Annotated in this window: 17 protein-coding genes; 11 read left to right on the top strand and 6 right to left on the bottom strand. The window is 44.7% G+C overall.

Going from position 1 to position 20,458, the window contains the following annotated elements; translation table 11 throughout:
- Positions 1-49: 49 nt before the first annotated feature.
- The 6 genes from narL to cobA all read right to left on the bottom strand — a co-directional run bounded on the left by narL (position 50) and on the right by cobA (position 8,028).
- Positions 50-697 (bottom strand): two-component system response regulator NarL, encoded by a 648-nt coding sequence (gene narL / locus ACWYU8_RS06890; RefSeq protein ID WP_457518303.1) that lies wholly within the window; start codon positions 695-697, stop codon positions 50-52.
- Positions 698-756: 59 nt separating this feature from the next.
- A complete protein-coding gene (locus tag ACWYU8_RS06885; protein WP_457518301.1) occupies positions 757-2,505 on the bottom strand; it encodes a protein kinase domain-containing protein in 1,749 nt (582 codons plus the stop codon).
- A gap of 206 nt (positions 2,506-2,711) precedes the next feature.
- Entirely contained in the window at positions 2,712-4,181 is a 1,470-nt protein-coding gene (locus ACWYU8_RS06880; RefSeq protein WP_457518300.1) for a NarK family nitrate/nitrite MFS transporter, read from the bottom strand.
- Positions 4,182-4,269: 88 nt separating this feature from the next.
- On the bottom strand, positions 4,270-4,596 hold the full coding sequence (gene nirD, locus ACWYU8_RS06875; protein WP_457518298.1) for a nitrite reductase small subunit NirD: 327 nt from the start codon (positions 4,594-4,596) through the stop codon (positions 4,270-4,272).
- Positions 4,597-4,633: 37 nt separating this feature from the next.
- Entirely contained in the window at positions 4,634-7,174 is a 2,541-nt protein-coding gene (gene nirB, locus ACWYU8_RS06870) for a nitrite reductase large subunit NirB (protein WP_457518296.1), read from the bottom strand.
- A 44-nt stretch (positions 7,175-7,218) separates the two neighbouring features.
- Complete coding sequence (cobA, locus tag ACWYU8_RS06865; RefSeq protein ID WP_457518294.1) at positions 7,219-8,028, bottom strand: uroporphyrinogen-III C-methyltransferase; 810 nt, start codon at positions 8,026-8,028, stop codon at positions 7,219-7,221.
- A gap of 387 nt (positions 8,029-8,415) precedes the next feature.
- On the opposite strand from cobA, the gene ACWYU8_RS06860 reads away from it, so the two are divergent.
- From ACWYU8_RS06860 to fdxB, 11 genes are all read left to right on the top strand, one after another.
- Positions 8,416-10,905 (top strand): molybdopterin oxidoreductase family protein, encoded by a 2,490-nt coding sequence (locus tag ACWYU8_RS06860; RefSeq protein WP_457518292.1) that lies wholly within the window; start codon positions 8,416-8,418, stop codon positions 10,903-10,905.
- Positions 10,906-11,150: 245 nt separating this feature from the next.
- On the top strand, positions 11,151-12,026 hold the full coding sequence (gene nifH / locus ACWYU8_RS06855; RefSeq protein WP_444493106.1) for a nitrogenase iron protein: 876 nt from the start codon (positions 11,151-11,153) through the stop codon (positions 12,024-12,026).
- Between the two features lie 65 nt (positions 12,027-12,091).
- Positions 12,092-13,561, top strand: a complete 1,470-nt coding sequence (gene nifD, locus ACWYU8_RS06850) for a nitrogenase molybdenum-iron protein alpha chain (RefSeq protein WP_457518291.1) — start codon at positions 12,092-12,094, stop codon at positions 13,559-13,561.
- A 77-nt stretch (positions 13,562-13,638) separates the two neighbouring features.
- Positions 13,639-15,204, top strand: coding sequence for a nitrogenase molybdenum-iron protein subunit beta (gene nifK / locus ACWYU8_RS06845; RefSeq protein ID WP_457518289.1), 1,566 nt, complete (start codon positions 13,639-13,641; stop codon positions 15,202-15,204).
- Between the two features lie 60 nt (positions 15,205-15,264).
- Entirely contained in the window at positions 15,265-15,486 is a 222-nt protein-coding gene (gene nifT, locus ACWYU8_RS06840) for a putative nitrogen fixation protein NifT (RefSeq protein WP_176292819.1), read from the top strand.
- A gap of 15 nt (positions 15,487-15,501) precedes the next feature.
- Entirely contained in the window at positions 15,502-16,197 is a 696-nt protein-coding gene (locus ACWYU8_RS06835; RefSeq protein WP_457518288.1) for a NifB/NifX family molybdenum-iron cluster-binding protein, read from the top strand.
- The gene (locus ACWYU8_RS06830) at positions 16,190-16,504 is read left to right on the top strand and encodes a hypothetical protein (protein WP_457518286.1); all 315 of its coding nucleotides are present in this window, start codon (positions 16,190-16,192) and stop codon (positions 16,502-16,504) included. The genes ACWYU8_RS06835 and ACWYU8_RS06830 overlap by 8 nt, the downstream gene beginning before the upstream one ends.
- Before the next feature lie 149 nt (positions 16,505-16,653).
- On the top strand, positions 16,654-18,072 hold the full coding sequence (gene nifE / locus ACWYU8_RS06825; protein ID WP_457518284.1) for a nitrogenase iron-molybdenum cofactor biosynthesis protein NifE: 1,419 nt from the start codon (positions 16,654-16,656) through the stop codon (positions 18,070-18,072).
- Position 18,073: 1 nt separating this feature from the next.
- A complete protein-coding gene (nifN, locus tag ACWYU8_RS06820) occupies positions 18,074-19,444 on the top strand; it encodes a nitrogenase iron-molybdenum cofactor biosynthesis protein NifN (RefSeq protein ID WP_457518283.1) in 1,371 nt (456 codons plus the stop codon).
- Complete coding sequence (locus ACWYU8_RS06815) at positions 19,441-19,920, top strand: NifB/NifX family molybdenum-iron cluster-binding protein (protein WP_457518281.1); 480 nt, start codon at positions 19,441-19,443, stop codon at positions 19,918-19,920. Before nifN ends, ACWYU8_RS06815 begins: the two co-directional genes overlap by 4 nt.
- A 23-nt stretch (positions 19,921-19,943) precedes the next feature.
- Entirely contained in the window at positions 19,944-20,228 is a 285-nt protein-coding gene (gene fdxB, locus ACWYU8_RS06810) for a ferredoxin III, nif-specific (RefSeq protein ID WP_457518279.1), read from the top strand.
- Positions 20,229-20,458: the final 230 nt, after the last annotated feature.

Here is a 20,458-nt window from a genome sequence, read left to right as displayed (position 1 = left end):
GCGTTTGAGATCTTTATATACAAATAAAGTTTATAGTGCGGTCATTTAACTATTGATTCTCGATCATCCAGACTGCGGCCTCTAAGCGAGAACTGACGTTGATCTTTTTCAAAAGATTTTTGACATGGACTTTTACCGTGGCGTCGGTGATTTTCAGTTCGTGAGCGATGAGTTTATTACTCATGCCTTTGGCGATGAGCGATAAAATTTCATGCTCGCGACTCGTGAGTGATTTTAGCGGGCTTTCTTGTATCGGCTTTTTGGGCTTATTAGACGACTGAATGAGGACTTTGGTCAGTCGATCTGATAATGCCAGCTGTCCTAACACTGCTTGTTTGATATTGGCGACAATGTCTTCTGGTTCCATGTCCTTTAACAGATACCCGTCAGCACCACTTGATATCGCGTTGAGGACATCATCTTCATTGTCAGATACAGTTAGCATAACGACGCGAGATGTGACGCCTTTCGCTCTCATTTGGTGGACAGTCTCTAAACCGTCTATGCCTTGCATGTTGAGGTCAAGAATAATCAGGTCCGGATCATGTTGAATTGCACCTTCGATAGCATCATATCCATTGTTATATTCGCAGATCACTTGCAGACCGTCTTCCCAGGCAATCAGTTGTCGTAACCCACTGCGAAATAGTGGATGGTCGTCGACCAACATTATCGTCGCATCTTCTGAACTCACCATTAACTCCTCCATGTGTTATCTAAATGTATCATCATGATTTATCACCATTAGGTCCACAATTATTTATCACTCAGTAACAGCAACCCTTCAATGACAGCAGCAGAACAAGCAAGTAAAGCAAGGGACTTCCAAAATAAAATAGGGTTACGCTTTATTAAAGGTTTGTTGTCGACATCGTTTAATAGTTGAGTACTTGGCGTGAAAAGGTCAGCAATGAAATCACCCAGTGCCTGATACCGATTACTCGGGATCTCGGCGGTCGCTTTTTTAAACGCGAGATCTATCCATAGCGGTATATCTTCCCGGTACGCTTTCATGGAATGGTATTCCCAGCGGACGTGTCGGGCTTGCTGCAGTGTTTGCTGGGAATGCTCTTTATATGGCAGAGAACCCGTGAGCATTTCGTAGCCGATAACACCGATAGAAAACAGGTCAGAGAGTGTGCTTGCTTCTCCTGTGTTGATATATTCCGGAGCGGTATAATTGACTGAGCCAAGAGGAAATGATGTGCTTTCGTCCTGTTGCATTTCGCTAAGGCCTTTTGCTTCCACAGTACCAAAGTCGATGATTTTTACTTCCAGATCTCTGGTGATCATGATGTTTTCAGGCTTAAGGTCACGATGAATCATATCAGCCCGTTGGAAAACCCGAGCTGCTTTGACGATGCCGTCCACTATTTCACGGACAATTTCCAGTGGCGGGCTAGGGTGGTCATGCATCCATTGACGCAAGGTTGATCCTTCGATGTACTCACAGACCTGGTAGATAAATTTTGAATAGACGGGTCTCGGGTACATTTTCATGACGCGGCGACTGTCTAATTGAGTCGCTATCCATTGCTCATTGGCAAACCGCTTCAGCGTCTCTGGATCATCACTATAATTCAACGATGGTACTTTAATAATGACATTACCGCCTTTTTGACGATCGAAAGCGAGATAGACGTGGCTGCGAGGTCCTTCGTAGAGGGTACTTCTTATTTCAAAATGATCGAGATTTTGACCTTGTTTTAATGCTGGTGGAATGTTTTTTTCCAGCAAAGCGGTTTGATGTTCAATCAAATTAAAGCTAGGTAACTCATTGACTTTCAATACGATACAGCTTGTGTTGTCAGTGCCCCCTTTCAATAGTGCTTCGTCGCACAGGGCTTGAGATAGTGTCTGGCAAGAATCTATATTGGTAATTTGTTGCTTTATTTCTTCGTGCGTTAAGGTCTCATGAACGCCGTCGGTGGTCAGAATGAATCTGTCATTTTCTTTGAGTGGCAATGTTTGAAAATCAATTTCAACTTTTTCATCCATTCCAAGGGCTCGGGTCAGATAATGCTGATGGCCGAAATTAGTGCGTTGATGATCACGGGTTAGAAGCGTCAGGTGGTTATCTCGATATAGATAAACGCGACTATCACCAATGTGAAAGATGTAGCCAGTATTGGATTTAAGCACCAGCGCGCTGAAAGTCGTCACCATACCGTTATGGTAGAGGTGCTCTTCGCCCTGATTATAAAGCCAGCGGTTTAAACTGGTGAGTAGTTCACTCGCAGAACGCTTTATGCTCCAGCTGGAGGGAGTGGCATAGTAATCAGACACAAATTGGGTAGTCGCAGTTTGGCTGGCTTGTTGTGCCTGATTACTGCAACTCACACCGTCAGCAATACAGGCGACAACCCCTTTGTAAGTGAGTTCATCCTTTGTTCTGGGGTATTTAACGATAAATGCGTCTTGATTTTCGTCTCTTTTACCGGTCAAAGAACACCCAGAAAATTCGATATGTTGCATTTCTTGTTCTGACTTTTCCTGCACTGACATTAAGTCTTCCTTACCGTATTTTCCCTGAATAACCTGAATAACCTGAATAACCTGAATAACCTGAATAACCTGAATAACCTGAATAACCTGAATAACAAGAACAAAAGCCCAACCACGAATGGTCGAGCCTTTGAACGATATTGAACACTACCACTCATCTCGCTTTAAGTTAGTAAAGCTCAATATCTCCCGATATACATCTTATATCAGTGGGATACATCTATAAGTGTGACACTGCCATCTTCGTTAACTTCTGCAATTTTACCTGATGGTTCTTCCATAAACATTAGAGCAGCAAAACCTACGACCGCCGTCGCTGCAATCACATAGAAGAATGTTTGGTAAGAGACAAACGATAAGATGGTCAGATAAGTCACAGCACCAACATTACCGTAAGCACCTGTCATGCCCGCAATTTGTCCGGTCATTCTACGCTTGATCAGAGGAACGGTTGCAAATACTGCGCCTTCGCCAGCCTGAACAAAGAATGAGCATGCCATTGCCGCAGCGACCGCTACCCATACAGGCCAGCTTGCGTTTACTTGACCCATCAGGAAATAACCTACAGCAAGGCCAGCTGTTAGAATGAGGAGCGTCAGCTTACGGCCAAACTTATCTGAAATTAAACCACCACCCGGTCGAGACATCAGGTTCATAAACGCGTAAGCCGAAGCCACCATGCCTGCAACAACAGGTGTCAATTCAAATGTTTCTGAAAAGAATAATGGCAGCATTGAAACCACAGCTAATTCAGAGCCGAACGTTGCAAAGTATAGAACGTTCAGAACGGCCACTTGCTTGAACTTGTACTGATGAATTGGTTCAACTGGCTTTTCGAAAATAGATTTGTTTACTTTCCACACCTGATTAGCATCGACAATGTAGAGAACAGCAAGGCCAGCGTAGATAGCGTTTACTACCCCTTGCTCTAGCATGTTGATGTTGCTCGGTGAGAGTTTCCATGCCAGCAAAGCGAGTACGGCGTACATTGGTACTTTCATTGCCAATAGGAAAAAGAAATCTCCTTTTGATGTCACTTCCATTGCTGAAAGGTGTTTTGGTCTGAAGTAGGTCGCTCCCTTTGGCGTGTCAGATACGTTTTTGTAAAAAACAACGGAGAACAGAAGACTCATTGCCCCAGTTATAGCGGTAGCGTATCGCCAGCCGTCGTCACCACCAAAAGTAAGCGCTAATGTAGGCAGTGTGAATGCTGCTGCGGCAGAACCAAAGTTACCCCAGCCCCCGTAAATGCCTTCTGCAGTTCCGAGTTGGTTGTGTGGAAACCATTCAGACACCAGACGAATACCGATAACGAAGCCTGCACCGATAAAGCCAAGCAGGAAACGTGCAATGGCTGCCTGAATAAAGGAGTCTGCAAAGGCGAACATGAAACATGGGATCGAGCAGATCGCCAGCAAGGCCGAATACACGATTCGTGGACCGAAGCGATCGGTAAACATGCCGATGAGTACACGAGCGGGTATGGTTAGTGCGACGTTTAAAATCAATAGAGTTTTAATTTCCTCGCTTGAAAGACCGAGCGATTCTTTGACCATTTGTAGCATTGGTGCAAAGTTAAACCAGACAACAAAAGTAATAAAAAATGCCATCCAGCTTAAGTGAAGGATCTTCATCTTTCCGGTGAAGGATAGAAGGGTGAATTTTGAGCTTTCCATGTTCAATAATCCTTATAAGATTTGTCTCGAAGGCATTGCCTTGATTCTGTGGTTAAGACAATGCCTCGCGTTTAGTGTCTGCTTCTGGTTATTGTCTGAGTTCTATGATGCCGTTGTTATTTCTTACTTCATAAATCGGCAGGCTATATTCCGGGTTTTCAATGCACTGTCCGGTTGTCAGACAAAAATGTTGTTTGTATAACGGCGATGCGACACACAATATTTCGTTGATGCAGCCCACAATTCCTCTCGATAAAATATTGGCTTTGCCGATGGGGTCGTAATTCGATATCGCATGTAAAGAATTGGTGCGTTTGCTAAAGAAAATGGCGATCTGTAGATTACCGACTTTGGCGCAAACACCAGTATTTGGTGCGATAGCATCCGATTCACAGACTGATACCCAGTTACTCATATTGATTCTCCTAAAATGAAACTCTTTCATCCGTAAGTTAGTTAACTTCGACGATTTCGATAGCCAACTCTTCAGCGGTATTTTTTGGAAACTTCTGTTCTCGGATGGTCACGAAATTAAGCGATTCATCACGATCAGGACTGTTGATATAGTGACTGAAGCGACGCAGTTTCTCAGGGGATTCCAATGTGGTTTTCCATTCACACTGATAATTTGCCAGACTGTCTTGCATGGATTTTTCCAGCTCTTCTGCCAGCCCCAGCTTATCGTCAATCACCACTTCTTTGAGGTAGTCAATGCCGCCTTCCAGATTCTCAAGCCATACGGAAGTACGTTGCAGTCTGTCTGCCGTACGGATATAGAACATAAGCACTCGGTCAACATACTTAATCAACGTTTCATCGTTCAAATCTGTTGCCAGTAAGTCGGCGTGACGAGGGCGCATACCGCCATTACCACAGACATAAAGGTTCCAGCCTTTATCTGTCGCTATCACACCGATATCTTTTGACTGGGCTTCGGCACATTCACGCGTACAGCCAGATACCGCAAACTTGAGCTTGTGCGGCGAGCGAAGGCCTTTGTAACGATTCTCTAAATCGATTGCGAAGCCGACACTATTACCCACACCGTAGCGACACCAGGTGCTACCCACGCAAGACTTCACGGTACGAACGGATTTGCCGTAGGCATGGCCCGTTTCAAAACCAGCATCAACCAGGCGTTTCCAGATGACAGGTAGGTCATTGAGTTGTGCACCAAACAGGTCGATTCGTTGCCCACCGGTGATTTTGGTGTAAAGCTCGAAATCACGCGCCACTTCGCCAATAATGATGAGTTTTTCCGGTGTTATTTCGCCGCCAGCCACACGTGGTACAACTGAGTAGGTACCGTCTTTTTGCATGTTACCCAGATAGATATCGTTAGTATCCTGAAGCTCGATATGTTCATCGCGCAAGATGTAATCATTCCAGTAGGAGGCTAAGATAGAACCCGCAGTCGGTTTACATACTTCACAGCCAAGCCCCTGACCGTATTTTTCTAACAGTTCATCGAAGGTTTTTATTTTATTAACGCGAATCAGGTCACTCAGTTCTTGACGTGAATAGGCAAAATGCTCACAAACGTGGTTGTTGACCTCAACACCCAGTTTCTCCAATTCGTTGTCGAGCACTTGTTTTGCCAATGCACTACAACCGCCGCAACCCGTTGATGCGTTGGTGGTCTCTTTCAGAGCAGCCATTGTAGTGCAACCAGCCGCTACCGCTTGTTTAATGGAGCCTTTAGTAACATCGAAACATGAACAGATAACTGCGCTGTCAGGTAAAGCATCAATACCTAGTCCCGCTGATTCTTCTTCAGCCACATTAGGCAGGATTAATACGGATGGATTCTCAGGTAATGGGAGATCGTTCTGGCGAATCTGCAACAGATTCCCATAGGCACTGGCATCACCAACTAAGACTGCGCCTACAATTTTCTTTTTATCTTCAGAGACGATGAGGCGTTTATAAACTTGTTCAATTTCATCTTTGTATGTGTATGACAGGGCTCCTGCTGTCTGGCCATGGACATCGCCAATACTTGCAACATCGACACCCATTAGTTTCAATTTGGTGCTCATATCTGCGCCAGTAAACTGCGCGCTCTTGTCAGAACCAAGGATATGTTGAGCCGCCACTTTCGCCATTTGGTAGCCAGGAGCTACCAGGCCGAAAATACGCTGCTCCCATAATGCGCACTCACCAATCGCGTAAATATCTTCGTAGTTGGTCTGGCAGTTATTGTTGATGACAATGCCACCACGCTCGCCAATCTCTATCGTGCTATTACGAGCTAACTCATCTTGTGGGCGAATACCAGCAGAGAAGACGATCATATCGGTGTCAATATGAGTACCGTCAGCGAAATTCATTCTGTAACGGCATTCGTTACCATCGATGATTTCTGTAGTCGCCTTTTCTGTATGGACGGTGACGCCCAGAGCTTCGATCTTGCGGCGAAGTAAATCGCCACCATCTTGATCAAGCTGAACAGCCATCAGGCGAGGTGCAAACTCAACAACATGCGTCTCTAAGCCAAGATTTTTGATGGCATTCGCCGCCTCCAGCCCCAGTAAACCACCACCAATAACGACACCAACTTTACTCTCTTTGCTCGAGCGTTCGATTTCGTCCAAATCTTCTATGGTTCGGTATACATGACAGAATTCTTTTTCATTACCAGGAATAGGGGGAACAAACGGGAACGAGCCCGTAGCGAGCACTAATTTGTCATAGCTCTCAATACGGCCAGAAGCAGTAACGATCTGTTTATCTTCCGGGTTTACTTGACTCACTTTCTCATTCAGTAAGTATTTAATACCGTTTGACTGATAATAACCTTCACTGGTTAAAGACAGGTCTTCTACTGTTTTGCCAGTAAAATAGGCGGTCAATTGAACACGATCGTAAGCCAGGCGAGGTTCTTCAGAAAACGTTATTACTTCAACATTCTCTTGCTCAGACTGGATTAACGTATCAATAAACTTATGGCCAACCATTCCGTTACCGACCACTATGATTTTTTGTTTGCTCATAATCTAATTTCCCTTAGTAATTCTGACTTTCCATGGCCGTGTAATCAGGCACTTTTCAGTAAACTTGACTCGGAAAGAACTTCCATATTTTTGTTGTTAAGCTGTTGTAACCATTGCATTTGGTCTGCGACTTTGACGACGTCTCCTATTACGATCAAGGCAGGAGACTTTACCGAATGACGCGACACTAATGCGGAAAGCTCAGAGAGGTGACCGATGATCGTTCTTTGCGAAGGAGTACAACCGTTTTCAATAATTGCCACGGATTTATCTGCGTTCATACCTGAACTGATCAACTGCTCCTGTATGAGTGGTGCTTTGGTCAATCCCATATAAATGACCAACGTTTGGTTGAGCTGAGCTAATGCACTCCAGTTAATTTCTAGCTTTTTATCCGCATGGGCGGTGATGAATGTGCAGCCCTGCGCTAAGCCTCGGTGGGTTAGGGGGATGTTGGAGTAAGTTGAACATCCGGATGCGGCAGTAATGCCCGGAACCACACTCACGTTAATGCCTAATTTCGCAAGAAACAGCATTTCTTCACCACCACGCCCAAAAACGAAGGAGTCTCCGCCTTTTACTCGACACACGTTCTTTGAATCCAAGGCAAAGTTGGCAATCAACTGGTTAATTTCCTCTTGCTTATAGCTGTGACAACCTTTTGCTTTTCCGACATAGACAAGGTTGCAATGAGCCGGAAACAGAGCACGTATCCCGTCACTGACTAAGTTGTCGTATACGATGACATCGGCACGTTCAATCGCCTTAATAGCCTTGACGGTCAGTAATTCTGGATCGCCAGGTCCAGCACCCACCAGTGATACGTTTCCAATAACTGAATGTTGTGTATTCATCATCATTGCCTCGAATGTGATTTTGCTAGTTGTTAGCCACAAAGCAATATGGGTGCCAGCATGATTTATTTTTATTAAAAACAAATAAAAAACAATAAAAACAAATAGATATGATATTTTGTTTTTGTAGAGAGTGGAGAGTGAGGGAAATGGGGTTACTACCAAAAGTGGTAGATGAAGATGTTTTATGGTCAATGTTGCATCAAGATGGGTAAATATACACAAAAGGTGGTAGTTTTTTTGGGGATTAATCTCTACCACTTTAGTGGTATTTGGTTTATTAACCATATGAATATTATATGGTTGTTATGTAAAAGTGTTGATGTTGGATGATTGGAATGGATTTTGCTCATTAGTTATTAAAATTAAAGTTGGAGACTGGTGGGTATGAGCGAAGGATGGATCAAATCAACATGTGCTTATTGTGGTGTAGGGTGTGGGATTGAAGCCAGACCTAAGTCAAATGGACAGCTGGAAGTACGTGGCGACAAAGAACACCCCTCAAATTACGGTAAGTTATGTACTAAAGGCATTGCTTTAGGAGACACCGTTATCCATGACGGTCGTTTACTGACTCCAAAACTCAAAACAGAAGCAGGTAACTGGCGTGACACTGAGTGGGATGAGGCACTATCCCGCGTAGCAAAAGGTTTCGCTGATACGATAGAAGAGTTTGGTCCGGAATCCGTGGCGTTCTATGTTTCTGGGCAGCTCTTAACCGAAGACTACTACGTAGCGAATAAACTAATAAAAGGTTTTCTTGGTACCGCGAATATCGACAGTAACTCTCGCTTGTGCATGGCTTCCAGTGTTGTCGGACACAAACGTGCTTTCGGCATGGATACGGTTCCCGTTTGCTATGAGGATCTAGAAAAAGCGGACCTGGTGATATTGGTCGGTTCCAATCTGGCCTGGTGCCATCCTGTGCTATTTCAGCGTTTGAGAGCGGCTAAGCAGACTAACGCTAATCTGAAAGTCATCGTCATCGATCCGCGCCGAAATGAATCCTGTGAGATTGCCGATCTTCATTTAGCGATTAATCCCGGCTCTGATGTTGCGCTTTTTAATGGCTTATTGGTCTATCTCGGGGAACATAATATTGTTGATCACTCTTTTATTGGTTCATCGACAAACGGTTTCAGTGAGGCGTATCAGTCTGCATTAAATGATTCAGACGTGAGTGGTGTCACTGGCATTGATTTGGCATCACTTCAGCAATTCTATGAGTATTTTGCTCAAACAGAAAAAGTCATCACGGTCTACTCACAAGGCGTGAACCAGTCTTCTCAAGGCTCTGATAAAGTAAACAGCATTATTAATTGCCATTTGGCGACCGGAAAGATCGGCAAAGAAGGGGCGGGTCCATTTTCTGTTACAGGACAACCAAACGCGATGGGAGGTCGGGAAGTTGGCGCTTTGGCGAACACGCTGACCGCACACATGGAGTTTCATCCTGATGATATTGCTCGTCTTGAGGCGTTTTGGCAAACCGATACCTTAGCGAAAAAGCCGGGATTAAAAGCGATTGATATGTTTGATGCCATTCATAGCGGCGAGATTAAAGCCGTCTGGATCATGGCGACAAACCCAATAGTCAGTCTTCCTGACAGTGAAAAGATTAAGCAAGCATTAGAAAATTGTCCCTTGGTTGTGGTGTCGGATTGTATTGAGAACACTGCTACGACAGCATACGCTGATGTTCTATTGCCAGCACAAGGCTGGAGCGAAAAATCAGGTACGGTGACGAACTCTGAACGTCGTATCTCACGCCAGCGCAGACTTCTGGCTAGTCCGGGTCTGGCAAAGCCGGATTGGTGGATTATTTCTCAAGTTGCACAAAGAATCGGCTTTAAAGAAGCATTTGACTATTTACATGAGGGGGAAATATTCAGGGAGTATGCTCAGCTTACAACCTTAGGTAACTCAGACCTCGAAAGTGAACAAGCCAAACAACGAGACCTGAATCTGGCCGGTCTTGCTGATATAACTGACGCTGAATACAACTCACTTTCTCCACAGCAGTGGCCGGTAAAAGAGAAACAACACACGGTTATTAATCAGAGAATGTTTGCAGATCGACGCTTCTTCACCGAGGATCACCGCGCCAACTTTATCGCGGTAAAACATGCACCGCCGCAAGCATTCACATCGAAAGTGTTCCCCTTAGTGATGAATACCGGCAGAAGTCGAGACCAGTGGCATACCATGACGCGTACCGGCTTATCGAGTCGTTTGGCGGAACATGCCAGTGAACCGTACGTGTTGATACATCCCAAAACGGCGATGCAATATGGCATTTCTAATGACGAAATGGTGGTTGTGTTCAATAAGAACGGAGAGTGTGTCGTTAAAGTGACCATTAGTGACACCATGAAGCCGGGTGAAATTTTTGTCCCTATTCACTGGAATGAAATAACAGGCCCTTTAAGTAAGCCTTGTTCTCTGGTTGATGCTCGCACGGATAACTTATCTGGCCAACCTGAATTCAAATATACCCCTGTCGATATCAAGCCCTATGACTTTAAAACTAGTGCAACCGTATTGGTGAGAGAGTCTATTGCTTTTGACAATGTGGGGTATGTTGCCAGACAAAAAGTGGAGGGTGGATATTTATATCGAATCCGTACACCAATGGAGATTACGGCTCTTCAGAAAAAAATAGAGTCACTTGTAGCGAATCCCCAACCTGTAGATAAACAGATTTCCAGAGATGACCCATTTATAAAAGGGATGATCACTGTTGTAGAGAACAAAGTCGCCTCTTTATATAAGTTGACGAAAAATGAGCCAAGCTTAGATGAAGTCCAAGCGTTGACTAAGTTGTTCAACAAGAGTGTCGACGATGATACTTCTCTGTATGTTTTAATGGGGGATTAGGGCCGTAATAGCGCTATCAAGGGTAACTTTCCTCCTTTCGTTACCCTTTCCTTATTCTTATGCCAACCTGTGCCAAGCCATCCAATCACAACAAACAAATCTTGTACTAAAACAAACAATGTCAGTTGTTTGTTTTCAGTAATACAAAGGCGAGATAAATTAAGTTGTTGAAATGTATATGAATTTGTATTTGGTATGCATTTCGCAATATCTGTCATGAGTCTAAATTAAAAAGGAGATAGACCATGGCAATTCGTCAATGTGCAATTTATGGAAAAGGCGGTATCGGCAAATCCACTACAACTCAAAACTTAGTAGCGGCTCTAGCTGAAGCAGGCCAAAAGGTAATGATCATCGGTTGTGACCCGAAAGCGGATTCAACTCGTCTTATCCTACACACTAAGATGCAAAATACCATCATGGAAATGGCAGCGGAAGCCGGTACTGTTGAAGACATCGAACTAGAAGATGTACTACTGACTGGTTACGGTGACGTTAAATGTGTTGAGTCAGGCGGTCCAGAGCCAGGCGTTGGTTGTGCAGGTCGTGGTGTAATCACAGCGATCAACTTCCTGGAAGAAGAAGGTGCGTACGACGAAGACCTAGATTTCGTATTCTACGATGTTCTTGGTGACGTTGTGTGTGGTGGTTTCGCGATGCCAATTCGTGAAAACAAAGCGCAAGAAATCTACATCGTTGTTTCTGGTGAAATGATGGCAATGTACGCAGCAAACAATATCTCTAAAGGTATTTGTAAGTACGCGGCAACAGGTAGTGTTCGTCTTGCAGGTTTAATTTGTAACTCTCGTAACACTGACCGTGAAGATGAGCTGATCATGGCTCTTGCAGCTAAGATCGGTACTCAAATGATTCACTTCGTACCTCGTGACAACATCGTACAACGTGCAGAAATCCGTCGTATGACTGTTATCGAGTATGACCCAACTTGTAACCAAGCTGACGAATACCGTGCTCTTGCTAAGAAAGTTATCGAGAACCAAATGTTCGTTATCCCTGAGCCATGTTCTATGGATGAGCTTGAAGACCTGTTAATGGAATTCGGCATCATGGAAGTTGAAGACGAGTCTATCGTTGGTAAAACTGCTGCTGAACTAGCTTAAATAACTGATTCGGCTTAAATGTTTGTTAAGCCGTTATAAGCTAAAAATAAATTTGGAGGCAGATTATGTCGATGAATAAAGAACAAAAGCAGGCGCTGATAGACGAGGTATTGGAAGTCTATCCTGAAAAAGCGCGTGAAGACCGTCAGAAGCACGTAGCGATTACCGATTCTACATCAGAAGGGTCTTGTATCACTTCTAACCGTAAAACTGTCCCTGGTGTGATGACTGTGCGTGGCTGTGCTTACGCAGGTTCTAAAGGGGTAGTTTGGGGACCAGTAAAAGATATGATTCATATCTCTCATGGTCCTATCGGTTGTGGTCAGTACTCTCGTGCTGGTCGTCGTAACTACTACTCTGGTACGACTGGTGTTGATTCATTTGGTACTTTGAATATCACCACTGACTTCCAGGAACGTGACATCGTTTTTGGTGGTGACAAAAAACTTTCAGCTGCGATTGATGAACTTGAGCAATTGTTCCCGCTGTCAAAAGGTATCTCTGTACAGTCAGAGTGTCCGGTTGGTCTTATCGGTGATGACATCGAAGCGGTAGCAAAAGTAAAAGGCGCAGAAATCGGTAAAACAATCGTCCCTGTACGTTGTGAAGGTTTCCGTGGTGTATCTCAGTCACTGGGTCACCATATCGCGAACGATACTATTCGTGATTACGTTCTTGATGCAACTGAGGGTGAAGAGAAAATCGAATCAACCCCTTATGACGTAGCCATCATTGGTGACTACAACATCGGTGGTGATGCCTGGTCTTCTCGTATCATTCTGGAAGATATGGGTCTGCGTGTTGTTGCTCAATGGTCTGGTGACGGTACGCTACCAGAAATGAAAAACACACCAAAAGTGGCACTGAACCTGGTTCACTGTTACCGCTCTATGAACTACATCGTTCGTTACATGGAAGAAAAACATGGTATTCCATGGGTAGAGTACAACCTGTTTGGTCCAACGAAGATCGAAGAGTCAATGCGTAAGATTGCCGCGTTGTTTGATGAGAAAATCCAGCAACAAACGGAAGAGGTTATTGCTCGCTACCGTGAACAATGGCAAGCGGTTATCGACAAGTACCGCCCTAGACTGGAAGGCAAGTCAGTGATGCTTTATGTCGGTGGTCTGCGTCCTCGTCATATCATCGGTGCGTATGAAGACCTAGGCATGGAAATCACTGGTGCAGGTTATGAGTTCGCTCACAACGATGACTACGTGAAAACAACCCCAGAAGTGAAGGATTCAACGCTGCTATTCGATGATGCGAGTGCATACGAACTCGAAGAGTATGTAAAAGCTCTTAAACCAGACCTCGTTGGTTCAGGTGTTAAAGAGAAATATGTATTCCAAAAAATGGGCTTCCCATTCCGTCAAATGCACAGCTGGGATTACTCAGGTCCTTACCACGGTGTAGATGGCTTTGCTATTTTCGCTCGCGATATGGATTTGACCATCAACAACCCTTGCTGGAACAAGATGAAAGCACCTTGGTTGGAAGAAGCATCAGATGAAGCGCTGGCAAAAACTGCTTAATGTGAGTTGGAAAGGATTTCCAATTAATGTAACCCGAGCCGGAGTTCACAGATTAGTGGCACGGTAGGAGAATACTCATGACTCAAAAAGTTGAAGATATTAAAACTGGTTATGCTCTCTTTCAGCAACCAGAATATCAAGAGATGATGGCGAATAAGCGTGCATCTTTTGAACAAGGCGTTGATTCTGAGAAGGTTCGTGAAACCTTTGAATGGACAACAACGAAAGAATACCAAGAGATAAACTTTGCTCGTAAACACATTACGATTGACCCTGCGAAAGCGTGTCAGCCACTAGGTGCGGTACTGTGCTCTCTGGGCTTCGAGAAAACACTACCCTATGTGCACGGTTCACAAGGTTGTGTAGCGTACTTCCGCTCATACTTTAACCGTCACTTCAAAGAACCTGTTGCGTGTGTTTCTGACTCTATGACAGAAGATGCAGCGGTATTTGGTGGTCAGGAAAACATGTTTCAGGGTTTGGAAAACGCATTTGCGCTGTACAAACCAGAAGTGGTTGCCGTTTCGACGACTTGTATGGCAGAGGTAATCGGGGATGACTTGAACGCGTTTATTAATAACGCGAAACAAAAAGGTCATATCCCTGCTGAATTACCAACACCATTTGCACATACTCCATCGTTTGTTGGTAGTCATGTGACAGGTTGGGATGGCATGTTTGAAGGCATGGCTAAGTACTTTACTGATATGGAAGGTAAAGAAGTTGGCAGCAATGGTAAAATCAACATTATTCCTGGATTTGAAACTTATCTTGGTAACTATCGCGTCATTCATCGTATGTTGAAAGAGATGGACGTTGATTACTCTTTCCTATGTGATCCATCAGAAGTACTGGATACCCCTGCTGACGGCGAATACCGCATGTATGCTGGTGGTACCACAATTGAAGAAATGAAAGATGCACCGAATGCTAAAACAACTTTCTTGCTTCAGCCTGATCAACTTGTGAAAACCAAGAAATACATCGAGGGTGTTTGGAAACAAGAAGTTCCTGCTACTGCTATCCCAATGGGTTTAGAGTGGACGGACGAATTCCTGATGAAAGTTTCTGAAGTAACAGGTAAACCGATCCCTGCGTCACTCACTAAAGAGCGTGGTCGTCTTGTCGACATGATGACTGACTCGCACACATGGTTACATGGCGTAACTATTTCACTTTACGGTGACCCGGATTACCTATTGGGTATGTGTAAGTTCCTAACCGAGCTTGGTTGCGAAATTAAGCATGTTCTTTGCAACAACGGTTCTAAAAAATGGAAGAAACAAATTGAAGCACAACTTGCAGAAACACCATACGGTGCAGGTGCAGAAGTGTACTTCAAACAAGATTTGTGGCACCTACGTTCACTCATGTTCACTGACAAGCCAGACCTATTGATTGGTAACTCGTACGGTAAATTCATCGAGCGTGATACCAAAGCGAAAGGTCCTGAGTTTGAAGTACCACTCGTGCGCATTGGTTTCCCAATCTTTGACCGCCATCACTTACATCGCCAATCTACACTGGGCTATGAAGGTGCAATGTACGTCCTGACCACTTTGGTTAACGAAGTACTGGCTAAGCTGGATCGCGATACAAGCGACCTAGGCAAAACTGACCTTGGTTTTGACTTAGTTCGTTAATTTAAATGACCGACGGTGTTTGCCGTCGGTCCTTTTTCAGCCGGAAACGAGGGAAATGTTATGGCTAATGTAATGATTCAGTACAACGAAAATAACCAGTTGTCACTTTATTTACCTAAAAAGGATTTGGAAGAGGTCATTACTTTCTTCGAATTTGATTCTGAAGATAAATGGGGTGGTGAGGTACGCCTGGCAAATGGTGCTATTTATCATATTGATCCAATGACCAGTAAACCCAGATTGCCAATCACGGTGAAAGCCAGACGGTTACAAGCGGCGTAAGTTAAGGGGAATATCATGATGGACACTACTATTTCTGACCAAGCAGCTCTTCGAGTTGCTTTGGCGTCTAAATCGCTACCGAATATCGACTTACGCTCTTTGTTAGGGCTATTGATCCAACATCTGGGTGAGCCGCTTACTGAAACTAAGTTGGTAGGTTTATCACCGAAAGCGTTTCGTTTAATGGTGAGCTCTCTTGGTTCTGGGCCGACACGCAAAGATGTGTCTAGTGCTCTGGATGTTTTGTGTAATCCTGAAGTGAGCGATGTTTCAGCACCACAAGTACCGGCCCAAGAGCCGATTGCAGGACCAAAACTAAAAGTTGCTTTGACTTCGAATCAGGGTGAAATGGTGAATGGCCATTATGGTTCTTGTTTACGTGTGCTGATTTATGAAGTCAATGCAATCGAACATCAGTTGGTTGAAGTGCGTGAAATGCCAACTGAGAAAAAAGGCGAACAACGTGCTATCGCGATGTTAGATAGAGTTCGTGATTGCCACATGTTGTTCACCTTGTCTATTGGTGGCCCTGCTGCTGCACGTGTCACTCGCGCCAATATTCATCCGATTAAAAAGCTTACGCCTATGTCTGCTGAAGAAGTGCTTAGCGATTTATCAAACGTAATCTCCACGAATCCACCTCCATGGATTAAACGTATCCTAGGCATTGCGACTTCCGAGAAAGTTCTGGAGGAAGAGAGCTATGAATAATTCAGCTACAACTGAGCGTACTACCGGTGTCGAACTGACTCGTTTATCCGAGAACATGCTGTCAGATATTGTTTCGCAGTTAGACAATGAATCCGATATTAATCAGGACACCTTATCTCGCCTGCAAGTCAGTTATCCTGATTTGCGTTTTACTCTCTGTTTTGAACAGGAGATGGGCTCACATGATGCGTACGTTGAAGCGAGTGGTTTTGATGTCCATTTGGTGTCTCATAGTATTTCTGGGTGCAGTTCTCTGACTCAGGAATTAGCTCAGAGTTCCGGGCTCGTTATTGCGCTTCACGATTAGTGAAGCGCTTTTTGTCAGTTTTACGACAATGTCAGCTTTTGTCTTTGTCGGGTTCTAATTTAATCAATGAGTTACGAGTGGAATAACACTTGCAGCTAACTAAGTGTCCAGTATCTCAACTTTAATTGTTGCAACTCAAGGAGAGACGCATGAAGCGATCGGAGATCAAGTTACTGCAAGATGAACCCGCCTGTGAGCACAACAGCGGAGAAAAAAGTGGTTGTAGCCGACCAAAGCCAGGGGCGACGGCTGGAGGATGTTGTTTTGATGGCGCACAGATAAGCTTATTACCAATAGCGGATGTGGGACATATCGTACATGGTCCAATTGGCTGTGCGGGAAACAGCTGGAACAACCGCGGGACTCGTGCTCTGGGCAGCAATCTATTTCGTTATGGATTTACCACTGACCTTAATGAGCAGGATGTCATCATGGGACGTGCTGAAAAACGTCTGTTACATGCGATAAAACAGCTTATTAAACAACATCAACCACCTGCGGTTTTTGTTTATATGACCTGCGTTCCTGCTCTCGAAGGGAATGACATTGAAGCCATCTGTTCCCTTGCTACAGAGCGTTGGAATATACCTGTGATTCCTGTCGATGCGGCGGGCTTCTATGGCAATAAAAACCTGGGTAACCGAATCGCAGGTAATGTTATGGTTGAACGAGTAGTGGGCAGCGCTGAGCCTCCGGCAAAACCAAAAATGCTCCACGACTCGACTCGGCTAGTACACGATATCGTTCTCATTGGTGAATACAACATCGCCGGAGAGTTTTGGCATGTCTCGCCATTATTTGAGCGTTTAGGGCTAAGAGTGTTGTGCTGTATGGCGGGTGATACTCAGTTTCATCAAATACAAACTATGCATCGCGCTGACGCTGCCATGGTCGTTTGTGCTAGAGCACAAGTGAATGTTGCGCGAAAACTAGAAGAAAAATGGGGCATACCTTGGTTTGAAGGAAGCTTTTACGGTATCGAAGATACGTCGAATTCACTACGAGAATTTGCCCGTTTACTTGGCGACCCCAAACTGAGTGAAGAAGTAGAAGCGTTGATTGCAGAGGAAGAAAGTCGCATTCGCTCTGCTCTGGTACCTTACGCAGAAAAACTGAGTGGGAAGCGAGCGCTGCTTTATACCGGAGGCGTTAAATCCTGGTCAGTAGTGAGTGCCTTGCAAGAGCTGGGTATTGAGTGTGTCGCAACAGGAACCCGTAAATCTACGCAATCTGATAAAAATAAAATTCTAGAGATTATGGGTAAAGATGCGTTAATGCTGGATGAAGGTGGCGCTAGATTGTTGCTTGATACTTATCATCAATATCACGCTGATGTCATGATTGCCGGTGGACGAAACATGTACACCGCATTAAAAGCTAAGTTGCCTTTTTTGGATATCAACCAAGAGCGTGAACATGCCTATGCCGGGTATGAAGGTATGCTCACCTTAGCGCAAGAACTGTGCAGAACAATAGAGGCACCTATCTGGCAAGCCGTTCAAAGTCAGGCTCCCTGGATCGTCGAAGACGCAACATTCACTTCTACCATCATTGAAAAAGGAGCCTGATATGGTTACTCCAATCAAACAAAATTCTCCACTGGTTACTCAGCCGTTAAAGACGAGTCCGGCGACGGGGGCAACCTTGGCGACACTAGGTTTTGCTGGCTCAATACCTTTGATGCATGGTTCTCAGGGTTGCAGTGCGTTCACTAAGGTTTACCTTATTCAACACTTGAGGGAGCCTATTCCATTACAGAACACGGCAATCGACCAGGTGTCTGCCGTCATGGGCGGTGAGAGTAATGTGAGCGAAGCACTGGAGGTGTTATGTGAGAAGCATTCCCCTGAACTGATCGTATTAATGAGTACGGGGTTAACTGAAATGCAGGGGGCTGACCTGTATCATGCCATTACCGAATTCACTCTCCAGCATCCGCAATATTCGGATACGAGAATTGTCCCGGTGATGACCCCAGACTTCATCGGATCGATGCAAACGGGTTTCGCACATACTGTTCGTAGTGTCGTGAAACAATTGGTTAAAGGGCCTACAGGTCGTGCCAAACAGCGCATACAAGTGAACATTCTCTGCTCTATTGGGATTACTTCTGCGGATATTGAAACGATTAAACGCTACGTGGAAGCATTCGATCTGGACTCTGTTGTGGTTCCAGATTTATCGCTTTCGTTAGATGGCCACCTGGGCCGTGAGGACTACAGTGCAACGAGCACAGGCGGCACATCAGTCCTTGAAGTTGAGCTGATGGCCGACAGTGAGATGACGCTGGTATTTGGCGAATCTATGGATGATGTGGCGAGATGGCTTAAGGTGCGATTCGGCATTGAGTATCGCCAATTTGGGATGGCGATGAAGCTAGACGCAATTGACCAATTTATCATGACGTTGTCTGAGATAAGTGGTCGTCCAGTACCCGGATGGATAACACGTGAGCGCCAACGACTACAGGATGCATTGCTTGATGTCCATTTTCTGCTTAGTGGCGAGCAATACACCATCGCACTTGAGCCTGACTTGGCGAACGGTTACGTCGACCTAATCACCATGGCTGGTGGGACTGTTAGTCAGGTCGTCACCACATTAGATGTTCCGAGTTTGCAAGATATGGAAGCACAAGAAGTGATTGTTGGAGACTTATCGTGTATCGATCTGTCAAACCCTGAATTAACGTTAGTTATTGGCAACAGCCATTGTGCCAACGTGTGTGAATCGGTTGTTCCGGTTATGCGAGTCGGCTTCCCATGTTTTGACCAGTTTGGAAACATGGAGCTGAAACAAATAGGATACGAAGGTGCTCGTCAACGACTGTTCTCTCTTGCCAACTTATTACTCCGCAATCATAAAGACGAGGTAACACCACACGTCAGTTACTATCGTTTTGGTGCGCATGATGTATTACCAACAACGGAGGTGTTATGAAGTCGACAAAAAGGAGGCTGCACCTCCCACCAGAGCCGACCGAGGAGAACCTGCGCGTAAAAATTGCTTTTACTACCTCGGATCGACAAACCGTTGACCAGCATTTTGGTTCTGCCAAAGGCGTATTGATTTACGGTATTTACAACACGGAATGGCACCTGATGGAAGCCATTGAATACAGTACTAGCGGCCCGGCACACGATAAATTGCCTAGTCGCATCGCTGACTTATCAGGGTGTGCAGCGATCTTCTGTAATGCATGTGGTGCTTCGGCTATTCGGCAATTGCTTGAATGTGATATCCAGCCAGTCAAAGTCAATGAGAGTTGCGACATTCACTTTTTACTGACGGAAGTCATGTCTGAATTAGACAGTGCTCAGACTGGCTGGCTCGCACGGGCTTTAAAGAAAAGTAAGCTGCCAGAAGCCTCGGATACAGAGAAAAGGCTGACTCAGCTAATGGATGAAGATTGGTAACGTTTGATACAAGGATGGTTAATGTGAGTAATAAACAAAGTTATACCCGTGGGGGAGAACCATGGGAACCTCAATTTATTGAGGCAATTGATGAACAAAAATGCATAGGTTGTGGTCGGTGTTTTAAAGTGTGCTCCCGAGATGTCTTTGATTTAGTTGAGAAAGAAGGCATAGACGAAGATGATGATTATTTTGATGAAGATGAAATCATGATGGTCATGACGCTTAAAAACGCCGAAGATTGTATTGGTTGTGAAGCTTGTTCAAAAGTGTGTCCGAAAAACTGCCAAACTTTTGCTGCGGCTTAGCGACGAATATCCGATTCCAATTAATCGGTCATCCTGAAAAGCGACGAAGGAGCGTAATTCAGGATCTGCTTACCGAGTGTACTGGTGCTGAAGGTGTTAATTTCGGCTACGTGCTAAAAGTTAGTAGATTCCTGATGTCGCTATGGCTCCTCGGAATGACGCTGACTTTTATACTTGTTTCACTACTTGAGCTTAATTTCTAATAAGGGTGAGTTTTCATCCTTATTATT

This window comes from Vibrio limimangrovi, from assembly GCF_054064025.1.
This window is presented reverse-complemented; position numbering and strand designations above follow the sequence as displayed.